General features: G+C 66.6%; 11 protein-coding genes. 6 read left to right on the top strand and 5 right to left on the bottom strand.

What is annotated here, in order from left to right:
- Nucleotides 1-38: 38 nt before the first annotated feature.
- Nucleotides 39-323: a PTS transporter subunit EIIB gene (locus O3932_RS04445; RefSeq protein WP_009648597.1), complete on the bottom strand. Its 285-nt coding sequence runs from the start codon at nt 321-323 to the stop codon at nt 39-41.
- A gap of 273 nt (nt 324-596) precedes the next feature.
- Nucleotides 597-2,279: an energy-dependent translational throttle protein EttA gene (ettA, locus tag O3932_RS04450; RefSeq protein ID WP_009648576.1), complete on the bottom strand. Its 1,683-nt coding sequence runs from the start codon at nt 2,277-2,279 to the stop codon at nt 597-599.
- A gap of 318 nt (nt 2,280-2,597) precedes the next feature.
- Between ettA and O3932_RS04455 the strand changes: the two genes are divergently transcribed.
- The 5 genes from O3932_RS04455 to O3932_RS04475 are packed head-to-tail and all read left to right on the top strand — an operon-like array spanning nt 2,598 to nt 16,555.
- Nucleotides 2,598-3,482: a biotin--[acetyl-CoA-carboxylase] ligase gene (locus O3932_RS04455; RefSeq protein WP_371536515.1), complete on the top strand. Its 885-nt coding sequence runs from the start codon at nt 2,598-2,600 to the stop codon at nt 3,480-3,482.
- The gene (locus O3932_RS04460; protein ID WP_371536517.1) at nt 3,469-5,262 is read left to right on the top strand and encodes a biotin carboxylase N-terminal domain-containing protein; all 1,794 of its coding nucleotides are present in this window, start codon (nt 3,469-3,471) and stop codon (nt 5,260-5,262) included. Before O3932_RS04455 ends, O3932_RS04460 begins: the two co-directional genes overlap by 14 nt.
- Complete coding sequence (locus O3932_RS04465) at nt 5,259-6,815, top strand: acyl-CoA carboxylase subunit beta (protein WP_371536519.1); 1,557 nt, start codon at nt 5,259-5,261, stop codon at nt 6,813-6,815. The genes O3932_RS04460 and O3932_RS04465 overlap by 4 nt, the downstream gene beginning before the upstream one ends.
- Nucleotides 6,816-6,859: 44 nt before the next feature.
- Nucleotides 6,860-16,087, top strand: a complete 9,228-nt coding sequence (locus tag O3932_RS04470; RefSeq protein WP_371536529.1) for a fatty acid synthase subunit beta domain-containing protein — start codon at nt 6,860-6,862, stop codon at nt 16,085-16,087.
- 3 nt (nt 16,088-16,090) lie between these two features.
- Nucleotides 16,091-16,555, top strand: coding sequence for a holo-ACP synthase (locus O3932_RS04475; protein WP_371536521.1), 465 nt, complete (start codon nt 16,091-16,093; stop codon nt 16,553-16,555).
- Here O3932_RS04475 and O3932_RS04480 read toward each other — a convergent pair.
- The gene (locus O3932_RS04480) at nt 16,552-17,376 is read right to left on the bottom strand and encodes a single-stranded DNA-binding protein (RefSeq protein WP_371536525.1); all 825 of its coding nucleotides are present in this window, start codon (nt 17,374-17,376) and stop codon (nt 16,552-16,554) included. The genes O3932_RS04475 and O3932_RS04480 overlap by 4 nt on opposite strands.
- Before the next feature lie 232 nt (nt 17,377-17,608).
- Nucleotides 17,609-18,256 (bottom strand): oligoribonuclease, encoded by a 648-nt coding sequence (gene orn, locus O3932_RS04485; RefSeq protein WP_156791865.1) that lies wholly within the window; start codon nt 18,254-18,256, stop codon nt 17,609-17,611.
- A gap of 85 nt (nt 18,257-18,341) precedes the next feature.
- Here orn and ilvA point away from each other — a divergent pair, with 85 nt between their 5' ends.
- Nucleotides 18,342-19,628, top strand: coding sequence for a threonine ammonia-lyase IlvA (gene ilvA, locus O3932_RS04490; RefSeq protein ID WP_009648811.1), 1,287 nt, complete (start codon nt 18,342-18,344; stop codon nt 19,626-19,628).
- 173 nt (nt 19,629-19,801) lie between these two features.
- Here the strand turns inward: ilvA and O3932_RS04495 are convergent, their stop codons facing one another.
- A complete protein-coding gene (locus O3932_RS04495) occupies nt 19,802-20,233 on the bottom strand; it encodes a winged helix-turn-helix domain-containing protein (protein WP_009648789.1) in 432 nt (143 codons plus the stop codon).
- Nucleotides 20,234-20,303: the final 70 nt, after the last annotated feature.

Genomic DNA, 20,303 nt, shown 5'->3' on the forward strand with positions numbered 1-20,303 from the left:
AAAAGCTCTCTACGTTGTGGGCCAGGGACACATTTAGTTTATGCGTGCGCCCGCTGTGACAAAGCCTCCACCGGCGTGTCATGGGCCACGGATTCAAGCGAAGCGATCATCGCGCTTGCGACATCGTCGGAGGAAGCCCCGCAGACAATTTGAACGATGTCACCGGAGCGCACGACAGCCAAAACACCGTCCACGCGTAGCGCAGCCTCATCAACTGCCCGCTGAGTTTTTACCTGAACACGGATACGCATTGTGCAGGGTTCGATCTCAACAATGTTGAGGTGTCCACCCAGCGCGTCGATGAGCGCTTGTTCAATCGCCATCGGAGCCCCTTTCGCGCCGCTAAAAGTTTGCGATACGTATCACATGCTAGATGTGACCTGTACAAAAGGCAAGTGGGATCCGCTACATGAGCAAATCTCCAGCAAAAAGACATTGACAGAAGCAAAAAACTCTGCACCCAGCTACAATTACGCACTCCGCCCATCCCAGTGACACATCGGTGACCAGAGAAAACACGATGGGCATCACCACCTCGAGACACAAGTGTAGGGGGAGGACCGCCAGGCCCTCCCCCTACACGTTTATTCAGCGCATTAGTCGCGCGTCAGCTTGCGGTGCGTCACGCGGTGCGGATTCGCAGCAGCCTCACCAAGGCGGGCCACCTTATTCTTCTCGTACGCCTCGAAGTTCCCCTCGAACCAGTACCAGTTGTCCGGATGCTCCTCGGTCCCCTCCCACGCGAGGATGTGGGTAGCGACGCGGTCGAGGAACCAACGATCATGGGTGACGACGACGGCACAGCCGGGGAATGCGAGCAGCGCGTTTTCTAGAGAACCCAAGGTCTCGACGTCCAGGTCGTTGGTTGGCTCGTCCAGCAGGAGCAGGTTGCCGCCCTGCTTGAGGGTGAGGGCCAGGTTCAGACGGTTACGCTCGCCGCCAGACAGTACACCGGCAGGCTTCTGCTGATCCGGCCCCTTGAAGCCAAAGGCTGAGACGTAGGCACGCGAAGGCATCTCGACGTTGCCAACCTGGATGAAGTCCAAGCCGTCCGAGACAACCTCCCACAGCGTCTTATCCGGGTCGATGCCGGCGCGAGACTGATCGACGTAGCTAATCTTGACAGTCTCACCGATCGTCAGCTCGCCACCATCAAGGGGCTCGAGACCGACAATCGTCTTGAACAACGTCGTCTTACCAACGCCGTTGGGGCCGATGACGCCGACAATACCGTTGCGCGGCAACGAGAAAGACAGACCGTTAATGAGGGAACGGTCTCCGAATCCCTTCTGGAGATCCTTGGCCTCGATCACGACGCTGCCCAGACGCGGACCCGGCGGGATCTGGATTTCCTCGAAGTCTAGCTTGCGGGTACGCTCGGCCTCGGCAGCCATCTCCTCGTAGCGAGCCAGACGAGCCTTCGACTTGGCCTGACGCCCCTTCGCATTGGAGCGAACCCACTCGAGTTCTTCCTTCAGGCGCTTGGCCAGCTTGGCATCCTTCTGCCCCTGAACCTGCAGACGCTTCTCCTTGGTCTCCAGGTAGGTCGAGTAGTTGCCCTCGTAGGGGTAGAGATGACCACGGTCAACCTCCGCGATCCAGCCGGCGACGTGATCAAGGAAGTAACGGTCGTGGGTGACAGCGATGACGGCACCCGGGTAGGACGCGAGGTGCTTCTCGAGCCAGAGGACACTCTCGGCGTCGAGATGGTTAGTAGGTTCGTCGAGGAGGAGCAGGTCGGGGGCCTCGATGAGGAGCTTACACAGCGCAACGCGACGACGCTCACCGCCGGAGAGAACGGAGACAGGCTGATCCGGCGGCGGGCAGCGCAGCGCATCCATCGCCTGGTCAAGCTGGGAGTCGATATCCCACGCGTTGGCAGCATCGATCTCGGTCTGCAGCTTACCCATCTCGTCCATGAGAGCATCGAAGTCGGCATCCGGATTTGCCATCTCTTCGGAGATCTCATTGAATCGTGCGAGCTTGCCAAAGATGTCAGCTGCACCCATGCGCACGTTCTCGATAACGGTCTTCGTCTCGTCGAGGACCGGCTCCTGCATGAGGATGCCGACCGAGTAGCCAGGGGTCAGACGAGCCTCGCCATTGCTGGGTTCATCCAGTCCGGCCATAATCTTCAGGATCGAGGATTTACCCGCACCGTTGGGACCGACCATACCGATCTTGGCACCCGGGAAGAACGCCATGGTGACGTCGTCGAGGATGACCTTGTCACCGATGGCCTTGCGGGCCTTGATCATCTGATAAATAAACTCCGCCACGTTACTCCGTTCGGGTGGTTCGAGGCGCGCACGCGCGCGCGGGTTCGCTCCTATGGTACCGATCCCAACGGCGCCAGGTTGGACCCCAGGGCACCAGAGGCCTCGGTGATCCTCATCTCAGGGCAAAAACGTGGGCATTTCGCGCCTTCCGCGCAGTCACGGGCATCGCGCTTGGTTACGCCTCCGTAGTGATTTTTGGGAAACTATTCCAATTTTTTAAAGACTACGTGCATCTCTTCGAGTTTTAAGACAAAATTTTAAGTACAGGGGCGTTCACCCGCCCCTGTCAAACACGGCCATTCATGGGAAGGAGCGCGCATGATTGCACCAACGCGCATCTCAATCGACGCCGTTCACGCCCCCGTGTACTACGTGGAAAGCGTGACTTCAACGCTCGACCTGGCCGCCTCCCTCTTGGCCGACACCGCCACGCCCACCCCCCACCTGACGACGATCATCGCGGATCGTCAAAGCGCAGGACGAGGCCGTCTCGGCCGCTCCTGGATCACCCCACCCGGCCAGGCCCTCCTCGCCTCGACCATCATCTCTCTGCCCGTCTCCCTGCACGCTGACGCTCTCGGCTGGATCGTCCATGCGTGCGCACTGTCCGTGCGCCACGCTCTGGCCGCGCGCCTGAAACCCCTCGGTCACACCGTCACCCTCAAGTGGCCTAACGATGTCCTCGTCGACGGTTCACGCAAAATCTGCGGCATCCTCGCCCAACTCGCCCCAGCCTCGTCCCCCTTCACGACTGCGGTCATCCTCGGCTACGGCATCAACATCGCCCAAGCACCAGGGACTCTTCCTACTCCGCAGGCCACATCCCTGCTGGCCGAAGGAGATGTGCAGGCGGGCACCGACCCCACAGCCGTCGCCCACGAGGTTCTCGCAGCGATCCTCGCCGGCCTCGATGAGCGTATCCGTTCCCTCGTCGCCCACGGCGATGCCGCGAGCGCTGGCCTCGCAGCCGAGGCCGAGGCTGCTCTGCCGCTCATCGGTACGCGCATTGTGCTTGCCAGCCCCACAGACGCATTCGGGACTCCGGCGCTTGAGGGGGTTGCCCTCGGTCTAGCCCCGACGGGCGCGCTGCTGGTGCGCGATGACGATGGGCAGACCCACCAGATTGACGCCGGGGACGTGCTTGCGACCGGCACTCCCCTGACACCCGTTCACGACACCAAGGAGAAGCGTGCGAACAATTAACCGAATCCTCGTCGCCAACCGTGGCGAAATCGCCCTGCGTGTGTGCCGAACGGCCACCGACATGGGCATTGCCACGATTGCGGTCTATGCCGATCAGGACATGGCTGCTCCCCACACGCGCGAGGCCGACGAGGCGCTCTCGCTGGGCGGGGACGATGCTGCGTCGACGTACCTCAACGGTGAGAAGATCCTGGCGATTGCCCTGGAGACCGGTGCGGATGCCATTCACCCAGGGTATGGCTTCCTGTCTGAGAACTCCGAGTTTGCGCGCGCCGTCGAGGACGCCGGTATCGCGTGGCTGGGTCCCGCGTCTTCGGTGATCGATGCGTTGGGCGACAAGATCAATGCGCGTCGTATTGCCGAGGCCTGCGGTGTCTCCCCTGTGCCGGGGGTGTCGGAGCCTGTGACGTCGCGTGAGGAAGTTGAGGCGTTTATTGAGTCGGCCGGTTATCCGGTGGTGCTCAAGCGTGCCGACGGTGGTGGTGGACGAGGCATCAGCATCATTCGCTCGGCTTCCGACCTCGATCTGTTTTTTGCGCGTCACACGGATGCGGCTGATCTGGGTGCCCACTTCGTGGAGCGTTTCGTCGAGGTCGCCCGGCACGTTGAGACGCAGTCCGCGCGTGACTCTCTGGGGAACTTCCACGTCATTTCGACGCGTGATTGCTCAGTGCAGCGTCGCAACCAGAAGCTGGTCGAGGAGGCTCCGGCTCCCTTCCTGCCCGAGGGCGCGCACGAGACGCTCGTGAACGCCTCCCGCGCGCTCTTCGAGCATGTGGACTACGTGGGTGTGGGCACGGTGGAGTTCCTGTTGGAGCCGGACGGCAACATCTGGTTCCTCGAGGTCAACCCGCGTCTGCAGGTTGAGCACCCGGTCTCCGAAGAGGTGACCGGTATCGACCTGGTGCGCGAGCAGATTCGTATTGCGCAGGGCCTGGAACTCACGACGCCCCCCGAGCCGCGCGGTCATTCGTTCGAGTTCCGAGTGACCTCGGAGGATCCCTCGAAGGACCTGACGCCCACGGCGGGCCGCCTGGATGAGGTGCATTGGCCGCTGGGGCCGGGCATTCGTCTGGAACTCGGTATTGATCAGGGCGACTCCGTGCAGACGGCCTTCGACTCGATGATCGCCAAAATCATCGTGACGGGTGCGGACCGCGAACAGGCGCTGGCCCGTTCGCGGCGCGCGCTGGCCGAGTTCTCAGTGCAGGGCGTGGCCACTCCTGTGCCCGTCTACCAGGACATCATCAACGACCCCGACTTCTGCGGCGTCGGCGGCTTCAACGTTTCCACCCGTTGGTTCGAGACGACGTTCATGCCCCAGCACGACTACTCGGATCTGGCTGTCCCCGCCGAGGCCTCGTCCACCGCGGATCTGCCGCGCCAGACCTACATCATCGAGCTGGATGGTCGCCGCGTGTCCCTGACCCTGCCCGCCGGCATGTTCAACGCACCGTCTGCTGCGCCCCCTCGTCCGCCGCAGCCGCTGCGCTCGGCCTCGCGCCGCACCGCAACCTCGACGCACCAGGCGGGGTCCCACCAGGGTGCCCCCGGCGACATCGTCGCCCCCATGCAGGCCATCGTCGTCGCCCTGGCCGTCGCTGACGGTGATCAGGTGGAGGAAGGCCAGCTCGTGGCCGTTCTGGAGGCCATGAAGATGGAGAAGCCGCTGCTGGCTCCCCGCGCGGGCACCGTTACGTCCCTGTCCATCAAGCAGGGTGACACCGTGACTGCGGGTACCCGCATCGCACACATCGCCACTGAAGAGGAGGCGCAATGACCACCCCCAACCGGTTTACGCGCGAAGGGTTCATCCAAGCCCAGGAAGAGATCGCCAAGGCGGCCGAAGAAAAGGCCGCCCAGCGCCAGCACGCCAAGCAGAAGCTGACGGCCCGCGAGCGCCTCGCGCTGTTCTTTGACGACGGCGTGTGGCATGAGGTCGGCCAGTTCATTGGTGGGTCCGTTCGTGCGGGGCGCGTTGGTTCGGCTGTCGCTGCCGGCTTCGGTCGTGTGCAGGGCCGTATGGTCGCCGCGTACGCGCAGGATTTTTCGGTGTTGGGTGGGACGCTCGGCAAGGTGGAGGGCGACAAGATCGTCGATCTCATTGACCGGGGTATTCGGATGCGTATTCCGATTGTCGGCATTCAGGATTCGGGTGGCGCCCGTATCCAGGAAGGTGTCGTCGCGCTCGCCCAGTACGGTCGTATCTTCAAGAAGACGTGTGAGGCCTCGGGTCTGGTTCCCCAGATTTCGATCATTCTGGGTCCCTGCGCGGGCGGCGCGGTCTACCAGCCGGCTTTGACCGATTTCATTGTGATGACGCGCGAGAACTCGCACATGTTTGTGACTGGCCCGGATGTCGTCGCCGCGACGACGGGTGAGAAGGTCACGCTTGATGAGCTGGGTGGCGCGACGATCCACAACTTCCAGTCTGGCGTGGCCCACCACATGGCTGACACCGAGGAAGAGGCGATCGACTACGTGCGCTCGCTGCTCGACTACCTGCCGTCTTCGTGCGAGGTTGCGCCCCCCAAGTACGAGTACGTTCCCAATGCCGAGGACGAGGCTGCGGCCCGTGCGGTCGCGGACCTGGTGCCGACCGCGGCGCGTCAGCCCTACGACGTGCGTGACGTCGTGCGCGCGCTCGTGGACCATGGCGAGTACGTGGAGATTCAGGACCTGTTCGCCCCCAACGTGACGATTGGTTTTGCGTGCGTGGACGGGCAGTCGGTGGGCATCGTGGCGAACCAGCCGATGAACGACGCGGGCACGCTGGACGTGGATGCCTCGGAGAAGGCGGCGCGTTTCGTGCGTTTCTGCGATGCCTTCGGTCTGCCGATCGTGACATTTGTGGACGTCCCGGGTTACCGTCCGGGCACCGAACAGGAGCAGGCGGGCATCATCCGCCGCGGCGCGAAGGTGATCGTCGCCTACGCGAACGCGACCGTCCCGATGGTGACCGTCATCCTGCGTAAGGCCTACGGCGGTGCGTACATCGTGATGGGGTCGAAGTCGATTGGCGCGGATCTGGCGTTCGCGTGGCCGGATGCTCAGATCGCGGTCATGGGTGCCGAGGGCGCGGCCTCGATCATGTACCGCCGCGAGCTGGCCGCCGCCCGCGAGGACGGGACCTTCGACGAGACGAAGGCTGCTCTCGTGGCGCGCTACGAGGATGAGACCGTCAACCCGGAGGTGTCCGTGGCCTCGGGTCAGCTTGACGGCATCATCGCTCCGGCAGACACCCGTCAGACCATCATCGATTCCCTGCACCTGCTGGCCACCAAGGATCAGCGTGCCCCCCATGTGAAGCGTCACGACAACGGTCCCCTGTGACCGGCGTCGTTTGAGAAGTATTGTCCCCGATTGAAAGAATGAACATGTCGTTTGTGTCCTCTCTGAATGAGACCCCCTACGCGCTGACCTTCGCTGGTCAGGCGACCCCGTGGCGCGCTGCGCTCGACGAGATTGCCCACGACCCGGAGATCGCGGCGATCGTCGCGGGCGTCATCGAGGCCTCGGACAAGGTGCTCTCCCCCGTGCGCCGCTCGCTGGCCACGCAGTCCGTGTCGGTTCTCCCCTTCACTCTGCCCGCTCCCGATGGTGAGGTGGCCGTGACCCGCGAGGTTGCCGGTCCTGACGAGGCCGCCCTGTCCGTTCCGGGTATCGTCGCCGCCCAGCTGGGCGCGCTCATCGACCTGACGCGCGCGGGCCTGAACATCATGAGCAACCAGCCCACCGCTTTCGAGGGTCACTCGCAGGGTGTACTCGGCGTGGAGATCGCGCGCGCCTGGATCGCCGGGGACGAGGCCCGGGCTGCGTCTGTGTTCGCGCTTGCTCGCCTGATCGGTGCGGCCGCCGCCCGCGTGACGCGTCGTGCGCGCGCCCCGCACGCCGGGGACGCGACCTACATGGTGTCCGTGCGTGGTGTGTCCGACGCGCTGCTGACCCGCATCGTTGACTCCCTGCCCTCTACCTCGCACCCGTTGTCGATCGCGCTGCGCAACGACACCGACACGCACGTGGTCTCGGGCGCGCCGAATGACCTGGCATCCCTGGTTGCCGCCATCGAGCGCGCGGCCGCCGCCGATAAGGCAGCGCACGACGCTCACGAGCGCGGCGGTCGCCCGCTGACCCCCGTGTGCGAATACCTGCCGGTGTACGTGCCGTTCCACTCCCCTATGCTCGCCGACGCTCTCGCTCTCGTGGACGAGTGGGCCGCGCAGTGCGGCATCGATGCGAAGCTGGCGCACTCGCTGGCAGCCGCCGTGCTCACGACTCCCGTGGACTGGCCCGCGCAGATCAGCGCCGCCGCCGAATCTGGTGCCACGTGGATCGTTGACATGGGTCCGGGTGCCACGACGGTTCGCATGACCCGTGCCCTCGTTGAGGGTACCGGCGTCGGCGTCGTCGCCGCCGGTACCGCCTCCGACCGCGACAAGGCCGCGACCCCCGGCTGGGCCCCCGAACCCGGCACCGACTGGTCACACCTGCGCCCCGGCCTCGTCACCCTTCCCAACGGCAAGACCGTCGTTGACACCGCCTTCTCGCGCCTGACCGGCCGCTCCCCCGTCCTCCTGGCCGGCATGACCCCCACGACCGTGGACCCCGAGATCGTCGCCGCTGCCGCGAACGCCGGCTTCTGGGCCGAGATGGCGGGCGGCGGCCAGGTCACCGAAGAGGTCTACAACGAGAACCTCGCGGGCCTGCGCGCCCAGCTGCGCCCCGGCCACACCGCCGAGTTCAACTCCATGTTCCTGGACCGCTACCTGTGGAACCTCCAGTTCGGCCAGGCCCGCATCGTGTCGCGTTCGCGCGCGTCCGGTGCCCCCATCGACGGTGTCGTCGTCTCCGCGGGTATCCCCGAGCAGGACGAGGCTCTCGCCCTCATCGAGCAGCTGCGCGCCGACGGCTTCCCCTACGTGGCCTTCAAGCCCGGCACGGTCGACCAGATCCGCAAGGTCATCGCGATCGCCCGCGAAGCCGACCCGATCAAGGTCATCGTCCAGGTCGAAGACGGCCACTCCGGCGGCCACCACTCCTGGGAGGACCTCTCCGACCTTTTGCTGGCCACCTACGCCCAGCTGCGCGCCCAGTCCAACATCGTCCTGACCGTGGGCGGCGGCATCGGCACCCCCGAGCGCGCCGCTGACTTCCTCACCGGCGACTGGTCGGCCCGCTACGGTCGCCCGCCGATGCCCGTCGATGGCGTCCTCGTGGGCACCGCCGCAATGACGACCAAGGAAGCACACACCACCAAAGCCGTCAAGGAACTCCTCGTCGCCACCCCGGGCGTGCCCGACAACGACGAACTCGGTGGCTGGGTCGGCGAGGGTGTCACCCGCGGTGGCATGACCTCTGGTTTGTCCCACCTGCGCGCCGACATGCACGAAGTCTCCAACGCCGCGGCAGCCGCCGCGCGCATCATCGCCGAGATCGGCTCCGACGGTGCCCAGGTGCGCGCCCGCAAGGACGAGATCGTCGAAATTCTCTCCCACACGGCCAAGCCCTACTTCGGTGACCTCGAAGAGATGACCTACGAGGCCTGGGTGCGCCGCTTCGCCGAGCTGTCCTACCCGTGGGTTGATCCCACGTGGCAGATCCGCTACCACGACCTGCTCCAGCGCGTCGAGGCGCGCCTGGCCCCCGTGGACCACGGCGAGGTCGAGACACTCTTCCCGACCGTCGAAGACGTCGCCGACGCACACGCCGCCGCCGACCGTCTGCTGGCCGCCTACCCGAACGCCGCGACCACCCACATCACCCCCATCGACGCCGCGTGGTTCCCGGCACTGTGCCGCTCCTACCCCAAGCCGATGCCCTTCGTCCCGATCCTGGACGACGACCTCATCCGCTGGTGGGGCCAGGACTGCCTGTGGCAGGCGCAGGACGAGCGCTACAGCGCCGACCAGGTCCGTATCATCCCCGGCCCCGTCTCCGTGGCTGGCATTGACCGCGTCGACGAACCCGTCGCCTCCCTCCTGGGTCGCTTCGAGGCCGCCGCTGCTTCTCGCCTGGCCGACTCCGGCGTGGTGGCAACCCCGGTCGCTTCTCGCCTGGGCAACGGCAAGCCGGCCGCCACCCGCGAGGAATGGCTGCGTAAGGTCCCCTTCATCTCGTGGACCGGTCACCTCATGACCAACCCGGCTTCCATCCTTGATGAGGAGCGCGTCTCCCTGATTCCGACCGAGACCGGCGTGGACATGGTGATCCACCTGGACACGGCGTGGGATCACGACCCTCGTGGTGCCGAGAAGCACGCGGTGCGCGAGCTCATCTTCCCGTTGGTTATCTCCGGTGAAGACGGCGCGGTCCCCGTCATCGACGAGGCCAAGCTGCCCCAGCACATGTACGCGATGCTCGCGGCGACCGCCGGCGTGACCTCCGTGTCCGTCGCGGGTGACACCGTGGACGCGCTGCCCGTGACGATTCCCTCCACCAAGTCGGTCTTCGGCGAGGCCCACTACTCCTTCACGCTGGCCCCCACCCTCGGCTTCGACCACGCCGAGGCCACGGGCGCTGCGCTGCCCGCCAACTACGAGCTGGCTGCGTGGGCACCCGATGCCCTGCTCGGCCCCGCTTGGCCCGCGATCTACGCGGCCCTGGGTTCGGCCATCCACAACGACTACCCGGTCATTGAGGGCCTCCTCAACGCCGTCCACCTCGACCACTCGATCACCCTGGAGTACACGCCCGAGCAGATGCTTGAGCGCGGTATCACCACGATTGACGTGACCAGCCACGTGGCCGCCGTCGATGAGTCATCCTCCGGACGTATCGTCACGGTCGCTCTCGAACTCAAGGCCAACGGCGAGCACGTGGGTTCCACGCAGGAGCGCTTCGCAATCCGCGGCCGAGCTACCGGCAACCGCGCCCCCTCCGAGGCCGCGCCCTTCGGCGGTGCCAAGGTCGAGGTCGTTGACACGCCTCGCTCGGTCCTGCGCCGCGTGAGTGTCAAGGCTCCCGACGACATGACACCCTTCGCGATTGTCTCGGGCGACTACAACCCGATCCACACCTCCTACGCGGCCGCCAAGGTCGCTGGCATGGACGCCCCGCTCGTGCACGGCATGTGGCTGTCGGCCACCGCTCAGCACGCCGCCGAGGCCGTCGTCGCCGGTCAGGGCGGTGCCCAGATCGCGGGCTGGACGTACTACATGTACGGCACCGTCGACCTGAATGACGAGGTCGAGATCACCGTAGAGCGCGTGGGTCGTGTTGTCGGCGGCGGCCTGTCCCTTGAGGTCACCTGCCGCATCAACAAGCAGGTCGTTTCTCGCGCGTCGGCCTACACCTTCGCGCCGAAGGTCGCCTACGTCTACCCCGGCCAGGGCATCCAGAGCGCCGGCATGGGCCTGGACGAACGCACCAAGTCCAAGGCCGTGGACGAGGTCTGGCGTCGCGCGGATGCACACACCCGCTCGGCAATGGGCTTCTCCATCCTCGCTATCGTGCGCGACAACCCGACCGAGATCGTGGCGCGCGGCGTGACCTACCGTCACCCCGAGGGCGTCCTGAACCTCACCCAGTTCACACAGGTCGCGCTCGCCACGCTGGCGATTGGCCAGACGGCCCGCATGCGCGAAGAGGGCGTCCTGGTCCCCGGCGCTGCCTTCGCCGGTCACTCCCTCGGTGAGTACGACGCGCTGGCAGCTTACGCGGAAGTGTTCCCCCTCGAAACCGTCCTCGACCTGGTCTTCCAGCGCGGTTCAACGATGCACTCGCTCGTGCCCCGCGACGAGAACGGCCGTTCGAACTACCGCATGGGTGCCCTGCGTCCCAACCAGTTCGGCGTCGACGATGCTCACGTCGTGGAGTACGTCGACTCGATCGCTCAGGCCTCGGGTGAGTTCCTCCAGATCGTGAACTTCAACCTGGCCGGTGCACAGTACGCGGTCGCCGGTACGGTCGCGGGCCTGAAGGCCCTCGAGGAGGACGCCACCAAGCGCGCCGCCGAGCGCGGCGGCAAGCGTCCCTTCATGTACGTTCCCGGCATCGACGTGCCCTTCCACTCCACCGTCCTGCGCAGCGGTGTGGCGGACTTCCGCACGAAGCTCGACGAGCGCATCCCGGCCGAAATCGATCCCGCGAAGCTCGTGGGCCGCTACATCCCCAACCTGGTGGCCCGTCCCTTCGAGCTCACCCGTGAGTTCGCTCATTCCATCCTCGACGTGGTTCCCTCCGAGACGGTGCGCGTGCTGCTTGAGGTCCCCGGCGCGTGGGACGCGGCCCTGGCCAACCCGGGTGCCTTGACCCGCACGCTGCTCATCGAGCTGCTGTGCTGGCAGTTTGCCTCTCCGGTGCGCTGGATCGAGACGCAGCGCGTGTTGCTCTCGACCGAAGAGGCCGCCCCCGGCGTCGCCGGCCTGGGTGTCGATCAGGTCATCGAGGTGGGCCTCGGTGCCGCCCCGACCCTGGCCAACCTGGCTGCCCGTACTCTGCTCGCCCCCGAGTTCGCGCTCTCGCGTGTGGTTGTCTTCAACGTCCAGCGCGACGAGTCCCGCGTCTACGCGACCGATGTTGCCGTGATTGAGGACGAAGACGACGAGGAGATCACCCCAGAGGCTCCCGCCGCCGAGGCTGCCCCCGCGCCCGCTCCCGCCGCCCCCGTGGCCGAGGCCGCTCCGGCCCCCGCCCCCGTGGCTGCGACCGGTGGTCCCTCGGGTGCCGACGTCGCCGATCTACCCTTCACCGCGTCCTCCGCGATTCGCGCCCTGCTGGCGCTGTCCGCGAAGATTCGCATCGACGAGGTCGGTGCCACCGACACGACCGAGTCGCTGACCAACGGCGTCTCCTCGCGTCGTAACCAGCTCCTCATGGACATGTCCTCCGAGCTGGGCCTGAACTCCATCGACGGTGCCGGCGAGGCCGACGTGGCCACCCTGTCCGCGACGGTCGACAAGGCCGCCAAGGGCTACAAGCCCTTCGGCCCGGTCCTGGCCGAGGCCGTCAAGGAGCGCACACGCAAGCTGTTCGGTGCTGCCGGCGTCAAGGCGAACCGCATTACCGAGCGTGTCACGGGCACGTGGCAGCTGGGTGCCGGCTGGGCCCAGCACGTCACCGCTGAGATCGTCCTGGGCACCCGTGAGGGCGCCTCGACCCGCGACGGCGGCCTGGCGACCCTGCCGCTGGACGCCCCGACGAACGCCGCAGGCGTCGATGCCCTCATCGACGCGGCCGTGGCGGCCGTCGCGGCCCGCAAAGGCATCGCCGTCTCCCTGCCCAGCGCCGGCGGTTCCGCTGGCGGCGGCGTCGTCGACTCCGCCGCGCTGGATGCCTACGCCGCGTCCGTGACGGGTGAGGACGGCGTCCTGGCCAAGACCGCCCGCACGATCCTGTCCGAGCTGGGCCTGAACGCTCCCGCCCCCACCGGCGAAGATTCCTCCGACGACGCGCGCGTCATCGACGCCGTGGCCGCCGAGCTGGGGTCGGGCTGGGTTGACCTGGTCGAGCCTCGCTTCGACGCCGCACGCGCCGTCCTCCTGGACGACCGCTGGGCCTCCGCACGTGAAGACGTCGCCCGCTACGTCGCCGAAGGCACCCTCGCCGAGGGAGCGTCCTTCGTGGGCACGGGCCGCGCCGTGGCCGAGCAGGCCTCGTACTGGGCGAACCGCCTGCGCACCGAGGGCGATCACGAGCGCGCCGCTCGCCTGGAGCAGATCGCATCCGACGCTCTGGCGTCCTCCGAGGACCTGCCCTACGCGAATGACGTCGCCGTGGTGACCGGCATGACCCCCGCCTCCATTGGCGGCGCGGTCGTGGGTGGCCTGCTCGCCGGTGGCGCGACCGTCATCGCGACCTCCTCGTCGATTTCCGCCTCGCGCCTGGCCTTCGCCAAGGAGCTGTACCGCACGCACGCTGCGGGCGGTGCGAAGCTGTGGCTGGTTCCCGCGAACCTGGCTTCCTACCGCGACGTGGACGCGCTCGTGGAGTGGATCGGCACCGAGCAGACCAAGTCCGTGGGTGCCGACGTGAAGGTGACCAAGGAAGCCCTGGTCCCGACGCTGTTCTACCCCTTCGCGGCTCCGCGCGTCTCCGGCACGCTGGCTGACGCTGGCCCGGCCTCGGAGAACCAGATGCGTCTGCTGCTGTGGAGCGTCGAGCGCTCCATCGCCGGCCTGTGCGCAATCGGCTCCGACACTCACGCTGACCACCGCCTGCACGTCGTACTGCCCGGTTCCCCGAACCGCGGCATCTTCGGCGGCGACGGTGCCTACGCCGAGGCCAAGGCCTCCTTCGACGCGATTGCAACCCGCTGGGCAGCCGAGCCGATCTGGGGTTCGCGCGTCTCTATCGCTCACCCCCGTATCGGTTGGGTGCGCGGCACCGGTCTCATGGGTGGCAACGACCCGATGGTCGCCGCCGTCGAGGCTGCGGGCGTACGCACGTGGTCGACCGAGGAAATGGCGCAGCAGCTGCTCGCGCTCTCGAGCGCCGAGGTTCGCGCTCAGGCTGCCACCGCTCCTGTGGACGCCGACCTGACCGGCGGCCTGGACTCCTCCATCGACCTGCGCGCGCTGCGCGCCCAGGTGGAGGTCGCAGCTCCCGAGGCTGAAGCCACCAAGCCGGTCGCGACCGTCTCCGCTCTGCCCTCGCCCTCCCAGGTCGCCGTCCCCCACGTCGACCCGTCGCAGTGGGGTCACACCACCGCGTCGCTGGCCGACACGGTCGTCATCGTCGGTCACGGCGAGGTCGGCCCGTGGGGCAGCGCTCGTACCCGCGTCCAGGCCGAACTCGGTATCCACACCGACGGCACCGTCGAGCTCACCCCTGCGGGCGTGCTCGAGCTGGCGTGGATGACCGGCCTGCTGACCTGGTCGGACACCCCGGTGGGTGGCTGGTACGACAAGGACGACCAGCTGGTCCCCGAGTCGGAGATCTTTGATCGCTACCGCGACGAGGTCGTGGCCCGCTCCGGCGTGCGCTTCTTCCACGACGACGGCCCGCTGCACGACGGCTACACGCCCGAGTCGGCGATGGTCTTCCTGGATCGCGACATCACGTTCACGGTCGAGGACGAGGCCGAGGCACGCTCCTACACCGAGGCCGACCCGCAGTTCACCGTGGTCGAGCAGACCGCGTTCGGTGAGTGGCAGGTGACCCGCAAGTCCGGCGCCCAGGTGCGTGTGCCTCGTCGCGCGACCCTTAACCGCCGCATCGGTGGCCTGTTCCCGACGGACTTCGATCCGGCCCGCTGGGGTATCCCGGCCTCGATGCTGGATTCGATCGACCCGATCGCCGTGTGGAACCTGGTCTCCGCCGTCGACGCGTTCGTGTCCGCGGGCTTCAGCCCCGCCGAGCTGCTGCGCGTCGTCCACCCGGCGACCGTTGCCTCCACGCAGGGCACCGGCTTCGGTGGCATGCGTTCGATGCACAAGCTGTTCGTCGACCGCTTCCTGGGCGAGGAATACCCGCAGGACATCCTGCAGGAGACCCTGCCCAACGTCGTGGCTGCGCACACGATGCAGTCCTACGTGGGCGGCTACGGCTCGATGATCAACCCGGTCGGTGCCTGCGCAACCGCCGCGGTGTCCATCGAGGAGGGCGTCGACAAGATCAAGGCCGGTAAGGCTGACTTTGTCGTGGCCGGCGCGATTGACGACATTCAGGTCGAGTCGATCGTGGGCTTCGGCGCGATGAACGCGACGGCGAACTCGAATGAGCTGCTCGCTCGCGGTATCTCCCCGCGCTTCGTCTCGCGCGCCAACGACCGCCGCCGCGGCGGCTTCGTCGAGGCGCAGGGCGGCGGCACCGTGCTGCTGACTCGAGGCTCGGTGGCCCTCGAGATGGGCCTGCCGGTCCTGGCGGTCGTCGCACACGCGCAGACGTTCAGCGACGGCGCACACACCTCGATCCCGGCCCCCGGTCTGGGTGCCCTCGCGGTGGCACGCGGCGGGCGTGACTCGGTCATCGCTCGCAACCTCGCAGAGCTCGGCGTGGGGATCGACGATGTGGCCTTCGTGTCCAAGCACGACACGTCCACGAACGCGAACGACCCGAACGAGTCGGATCTGCACACCCGCGTCGGCATGGCGCTGGGCCGCACCCCCGGTAACCCGCTGCTGGTCATCTCGCAGAAGACCCTCACGGGTCACGCGAAGGGTGGCGCCTGCGTGTTCCAGGTCGGAGGCATCATCGACGTGTTCCGCACGGGTCTGATCCCCGCGAACGTCGCGCTGGATTGCGTTGACGACGCGATGGAGCAGTACGGCCCGCTCGTGTGGCTGCGTTCCCCGCTCAACCTGTCCTCGCGTGGACCGGTGCGCGCGGCGTTCGCGACCTCGCTCGGCTTCGGCCACGTCTCCGGCTTCCTGGCGCTGGTTAACCCGGCCGCCTTCGAGGCAATCGTGGAGCGCGAGGTCGGACGCGAGCGCCTCGAGGCGTGGCGCGCAGCGTCGGATCGCCGACTGCGCAACGGCCAGCGTCACATCGAGATGGGCATGCTGGGCCACGCCCCGCTGTTCACCTCGGTGGAGGGTCGCCGTCTGCCCGACGACCCGGCTGCCGGCGCTGCGGGTGATGCGCACGAGGTGGAGGCCGCGATCCTGCTGGATCCGTCGGCACGCCTGGGCGAGGACGGCTTCTACCACCTGCCGGAAGGCAAGTGAGCGATGCGCGGACTCGGCGTTGACCTGGTCTCCCTCCCGGAGTTTGCCGCTCAGGTGAGGGAGCCGGGGTCGGCCTTCCTGGCGGGCGTGCTCACGCCCCGGGAGGCACGCCGGGTCCGCGCCCGCGCAGGTGCCACCTCCGGTGCTCAGCCTGGTTCCGCCCGCTTCGAGGAGGCCGTGGCCCGTCACGCGGGCGGCCTGTGGGCCGCAAAGGAAGCTTTCATCAAGGCCTGGTCGTGTGCCCTCTTCGGTGCTCCTCCCCTCATCGGTGACACCGACGTGGATTGGCGCGAGATCGAGGTGATCCACGACGAGTGGAACCGCCCCTCTCTCGCGTTGCACGGACACGTTGCGGCTGCGTGCGAGGAATCGCTGGGTCCCTCCTCATCCTGGAGGGTGCTCGTCTCAGTCAGCCACGACGGGCCGTGCGCCATCGCCCAGGTGATCATCGCGGACGCGCCCGCCTAGAGGTCGTCGAGCGGCTCAGCTTCCTCCGGATCTTCGGGGGCTTCCTGAGTTCCTTCCACCGCCGAATAGTCGAAACGGGACACCCCCACACACGGGTCCGAGGAATGCTCCTCGGACCCGTCGTGCATGTGCGTGGCCTGGCCGACAGGCACGCACCCATCGCGCAGCTGCGGGGAGCGGGCATCCGGCGTGCTTCGCGACGCGCAGTCCGAGACATCGCACGTGTCGTCGGTCGGCGCATGGACCGAACCATCAGCGGCCACGAAGGCACGTGGTGGCTCCGCGCCCACCTCCCCACGTATGCCCTCCCCCGGTGTGTCTCCCACCGGCATGGGGGCGACACTGCCCGCCGCCGCCTCAGCGCACTGATCGTGCAGGGGCTGCCCAGGCCTCGTCGAAAAGGGATCATCCGGGCTGCCGCCCGCCGGTTCTCCCGTGCTGTGAGCCCCGTTCTTCGTGTAACGCGACGTGCCCTTCGCCATGTCGTGCCCGACCGCGCTGGCGCGAAACACGATGGAGGAGCGAATCTGTCCATTCGCATCCACCCAGGCGTTCGGGACAGGCCGGGCAACCACAATCACCGGGTCGCCCTTACAACAGCAGCGAACCACGTTGTCGGCCAGCTTGTCCCACGTTTCAATCGTGTACCAGTACGCTCCATCCTCCACATAGGAGGCGTTGCCCGTGCGCGCGTCGACCGTGAAACGCCAGCGGGGAATCGCCAGACGGAATGTTGTCACGCACGTATCACCCTTGATGTGTTTCATCGTCGGGACAGAGCCGATACGCCCCTTGAGGGTCGTCGAAATGTCCTGCATCATTGCATCCCTTTCCGATACTGCCCGGCGAGCGCCGGATGCATCCAGGAAACCCCCGTCCTCCCTCGCCCTTCAAGCGCGCTGGCGAGACCTGTGGATGGGCGCGACACGAGACAACCCACTGTGGATACGCCCGACACGAGCGCACCCCCTGTGGACGGAACGACACCGCACATATACGCGAAAGGCGGCACTCCCCTACCGGGGTGCCGCCTTTCGCGAAAAAGAGCAGAAATCAGGCCTCGGCCTGCTCGCCCATGGTGGGAATACCGAGGGCAACGACCTCGCGCGCCACCTCACGCGCCCGCTCCGTCGTCACCGGCTCGGACGGGAACAACACGCGACGGTAGTACTCCAGCTCCTGGATGGACTCCAGGATGTCCGCCAGCGCGCGGTGACCGCCGTGCTTCTCAGGCGATTCACTAAAAGCGGCGCGGTACCAGCGCTTCGCCAGCTCCTTAATGGAAGAGACGTCCACCAGGCGATAGTGCAGGTGGTTGATCACCGAGGGCATGTTGGCCTCAAGGAACATCTTGTCGGTACCCACCGAGTTGCCAGCCAGGAGGGCTTTACCTTCCTGGGGCACGAAACGCTTGATATACGACAGGACCTGCTCAGTCGCGTCCTCCATCGACACAGCATCAGTCTTGAGGTCCTCCAGCAGACCGGAGGAGGTGTGCATGTGACGCACAAAGTCGTTCATGTTCTCCAACGCGCCTGCGGGCGGCGTGATGAGAACATCCATGCCGGGATCAACGATAGTGAGATCGCCATCGGTGACGACGACGGCCACCTCGATGAGGGCGTCACGCTCGACGTCCAGGCCGGTCATTTCGCAGTCGATCCAGACCAGGGGATCTTTCAGAGTTTTCACGCCCACTATGTTAGTGCGCTCCTCGTCATACGGTTGGCTGGGTCGCTCGGGCGGTGGCCACTACTACACTGGAAGGGTATTGGAAGGAGTTTTCATGTCCGCTAATTCTCACGTGACCACGCCCAAGGACATCCGTCAGGCCGCATCCGCTCTCGAAGGGGTGGCCGTTCGCACGAACCTGGAGCGCTCGGAACGCCTGTCCGCCGAGGCTGGCGTCGATATTCTGCTCAAACGTGAGGATCAGCAGAAGTGCCGTTCCTTCAAGGTGCGCGGCGCGTATGCACGTATGTCGCTGCTGTCCCCCGCCGAGCGTGAGCGTGGCGTCGTGTGTGCGTCAGCCGGTAACCACGCCCAGGGCCTCGCCTACGCATGCGCTCACCTGGGCGTGCGCGGAACCATTTACTTGCCGTCGAACACGCCCCGCCAGAAGCGCCGCCGCATCGCGACGATTGGCGGCACGTGGGTCGAGCAGGTCATCGTGGATGGCACGTTTGACCGCGCGAATGCGCTGGCCCAGGAGGCGGCGCGAGCGACGGGCCGCACGTACGTGCATCCCTACGACGATCCCTACACCATCGCTGGGCAGGGCACGATCGGCGTGGAGCTCGAGGAGCAGATGCCCGAGAACACTGCCGCCGTGCTGATCCCCGTGGGCGGCGGCGGCCTCGTGGCAGGCATTGCGACGTGGCTGCGCGCGAACCGCCCGGAGGTGCGAATCATCGGCGTGGAGCCCGCGGGCGCGGCGTCGATGCACGCGGCCCTGGAGGCCGGTCAGCCGATATCGCTGGCGAAGGTCGATCCTTTCGTGGACGGTACGGCTGTTGGCCGGGCGGGCGCGTTGCCCTTCCATATCGCCTCGCAGTTCGTCGACTGCGTGCTGGTTGTGCCCGAGGGCGCAGTGTGCACGGAGATGCTGGAGCTCTATCAGTCGGACGGCGTCATCGCTGAACCCGCTGGTGCACTCGCATCCACGGCTGCGCACGTATACCTGACGGATCCCGCGGATCGCAAGGCCCTGCTGGGCCGCTCCGACGGCGCCATCGTGTGCGTCGTGTCGGGCGGCAACAACGACCTGACGCGCTACGCGGAGGTCATGGAACGCTCGCTGCGCCATGAGGGCCTGCGTCACTACTTCCTCGTGACGTTCCCGCAGCAGCCGGGCATGCTGCGCATGTTCCTAGAGGATGTACTGGGACCCGCGGACGATATCGTGCACTTCGAGTACACGAAGAAGAATAACCGCGAACTCGGTCCCGCCCTCGTGGGTATCGATCTGACGAACCCGGATGATATCAACGGGTTGCGTCACCGCATGGAGGCTTCTCCTCTGCACGTGGAGGAGCTGCCGCTGGATTCGGAGATTACGCGGCTCGTGATCTAAGAGGCGCACGCAGCGCTGGAGAGGGGCGCGGTTTCACCGTACGAGGCCGTGGCCCCTCTCCTCTTGTGTCTGTCCCCGGGTGCGTGGCTGGGTGGGGAGCCGCCCGGGATTGGTCGCTTGCCTCATGCGCGGTGGCGCAGCCGGGATGACGGCGGGGGCCATCGCGAGGGGTGTCAGGCGGCGAGGGTGACGGGGCGGGTGACGCGCACACGGACGGCGGGCGTGGAATTGAAGCGGTAGCCTGCGCCGCGAACCGTGGAGATCAGGTCGGGCAGGATGGAGAGCTTCTTACGCAGGCGGCGGATGTGAGCATCCACGGTACGGGAGTCGGAGCCGAGTTCTGCGTGCGCCCACACGGACGCGAAAAGTTCGTCGCGGGTGACAGCACGGTCGGCGTTGGCAGCCAGGTGGGCCAGGAGGTCGTGTTCCTTGGCGGACAGGCCTGCGTCGCGTCCGTCGAGGGTGACCTGTCCGCGGTCGATGTCAATGTCGATGCGGGAGGAACTCAGTCGCAGGCCGGCGAGAACGTCAAGAAATTCCTCGTAGGAGGTGGGGGTGTCGTTGGCGGCGCGGGCGGGGGCGGCAGAGGTGTTGACGAGGGTCATGGGTGTATCCGATTCTTCGGGGCCGCACTCCCACTATCGGCGTGGGTATATCACTGCGGCGGTGATTGAC

This window comes from Pauljensenia sp. 20925_1_25 (genome assembly GCF_041433955.1).
Taxonomy (GTDB): Bacteria; Actinomycetota; Actinomycetes; order Actinomycetales; family Actinomycetaceae; genus Pauljensenia.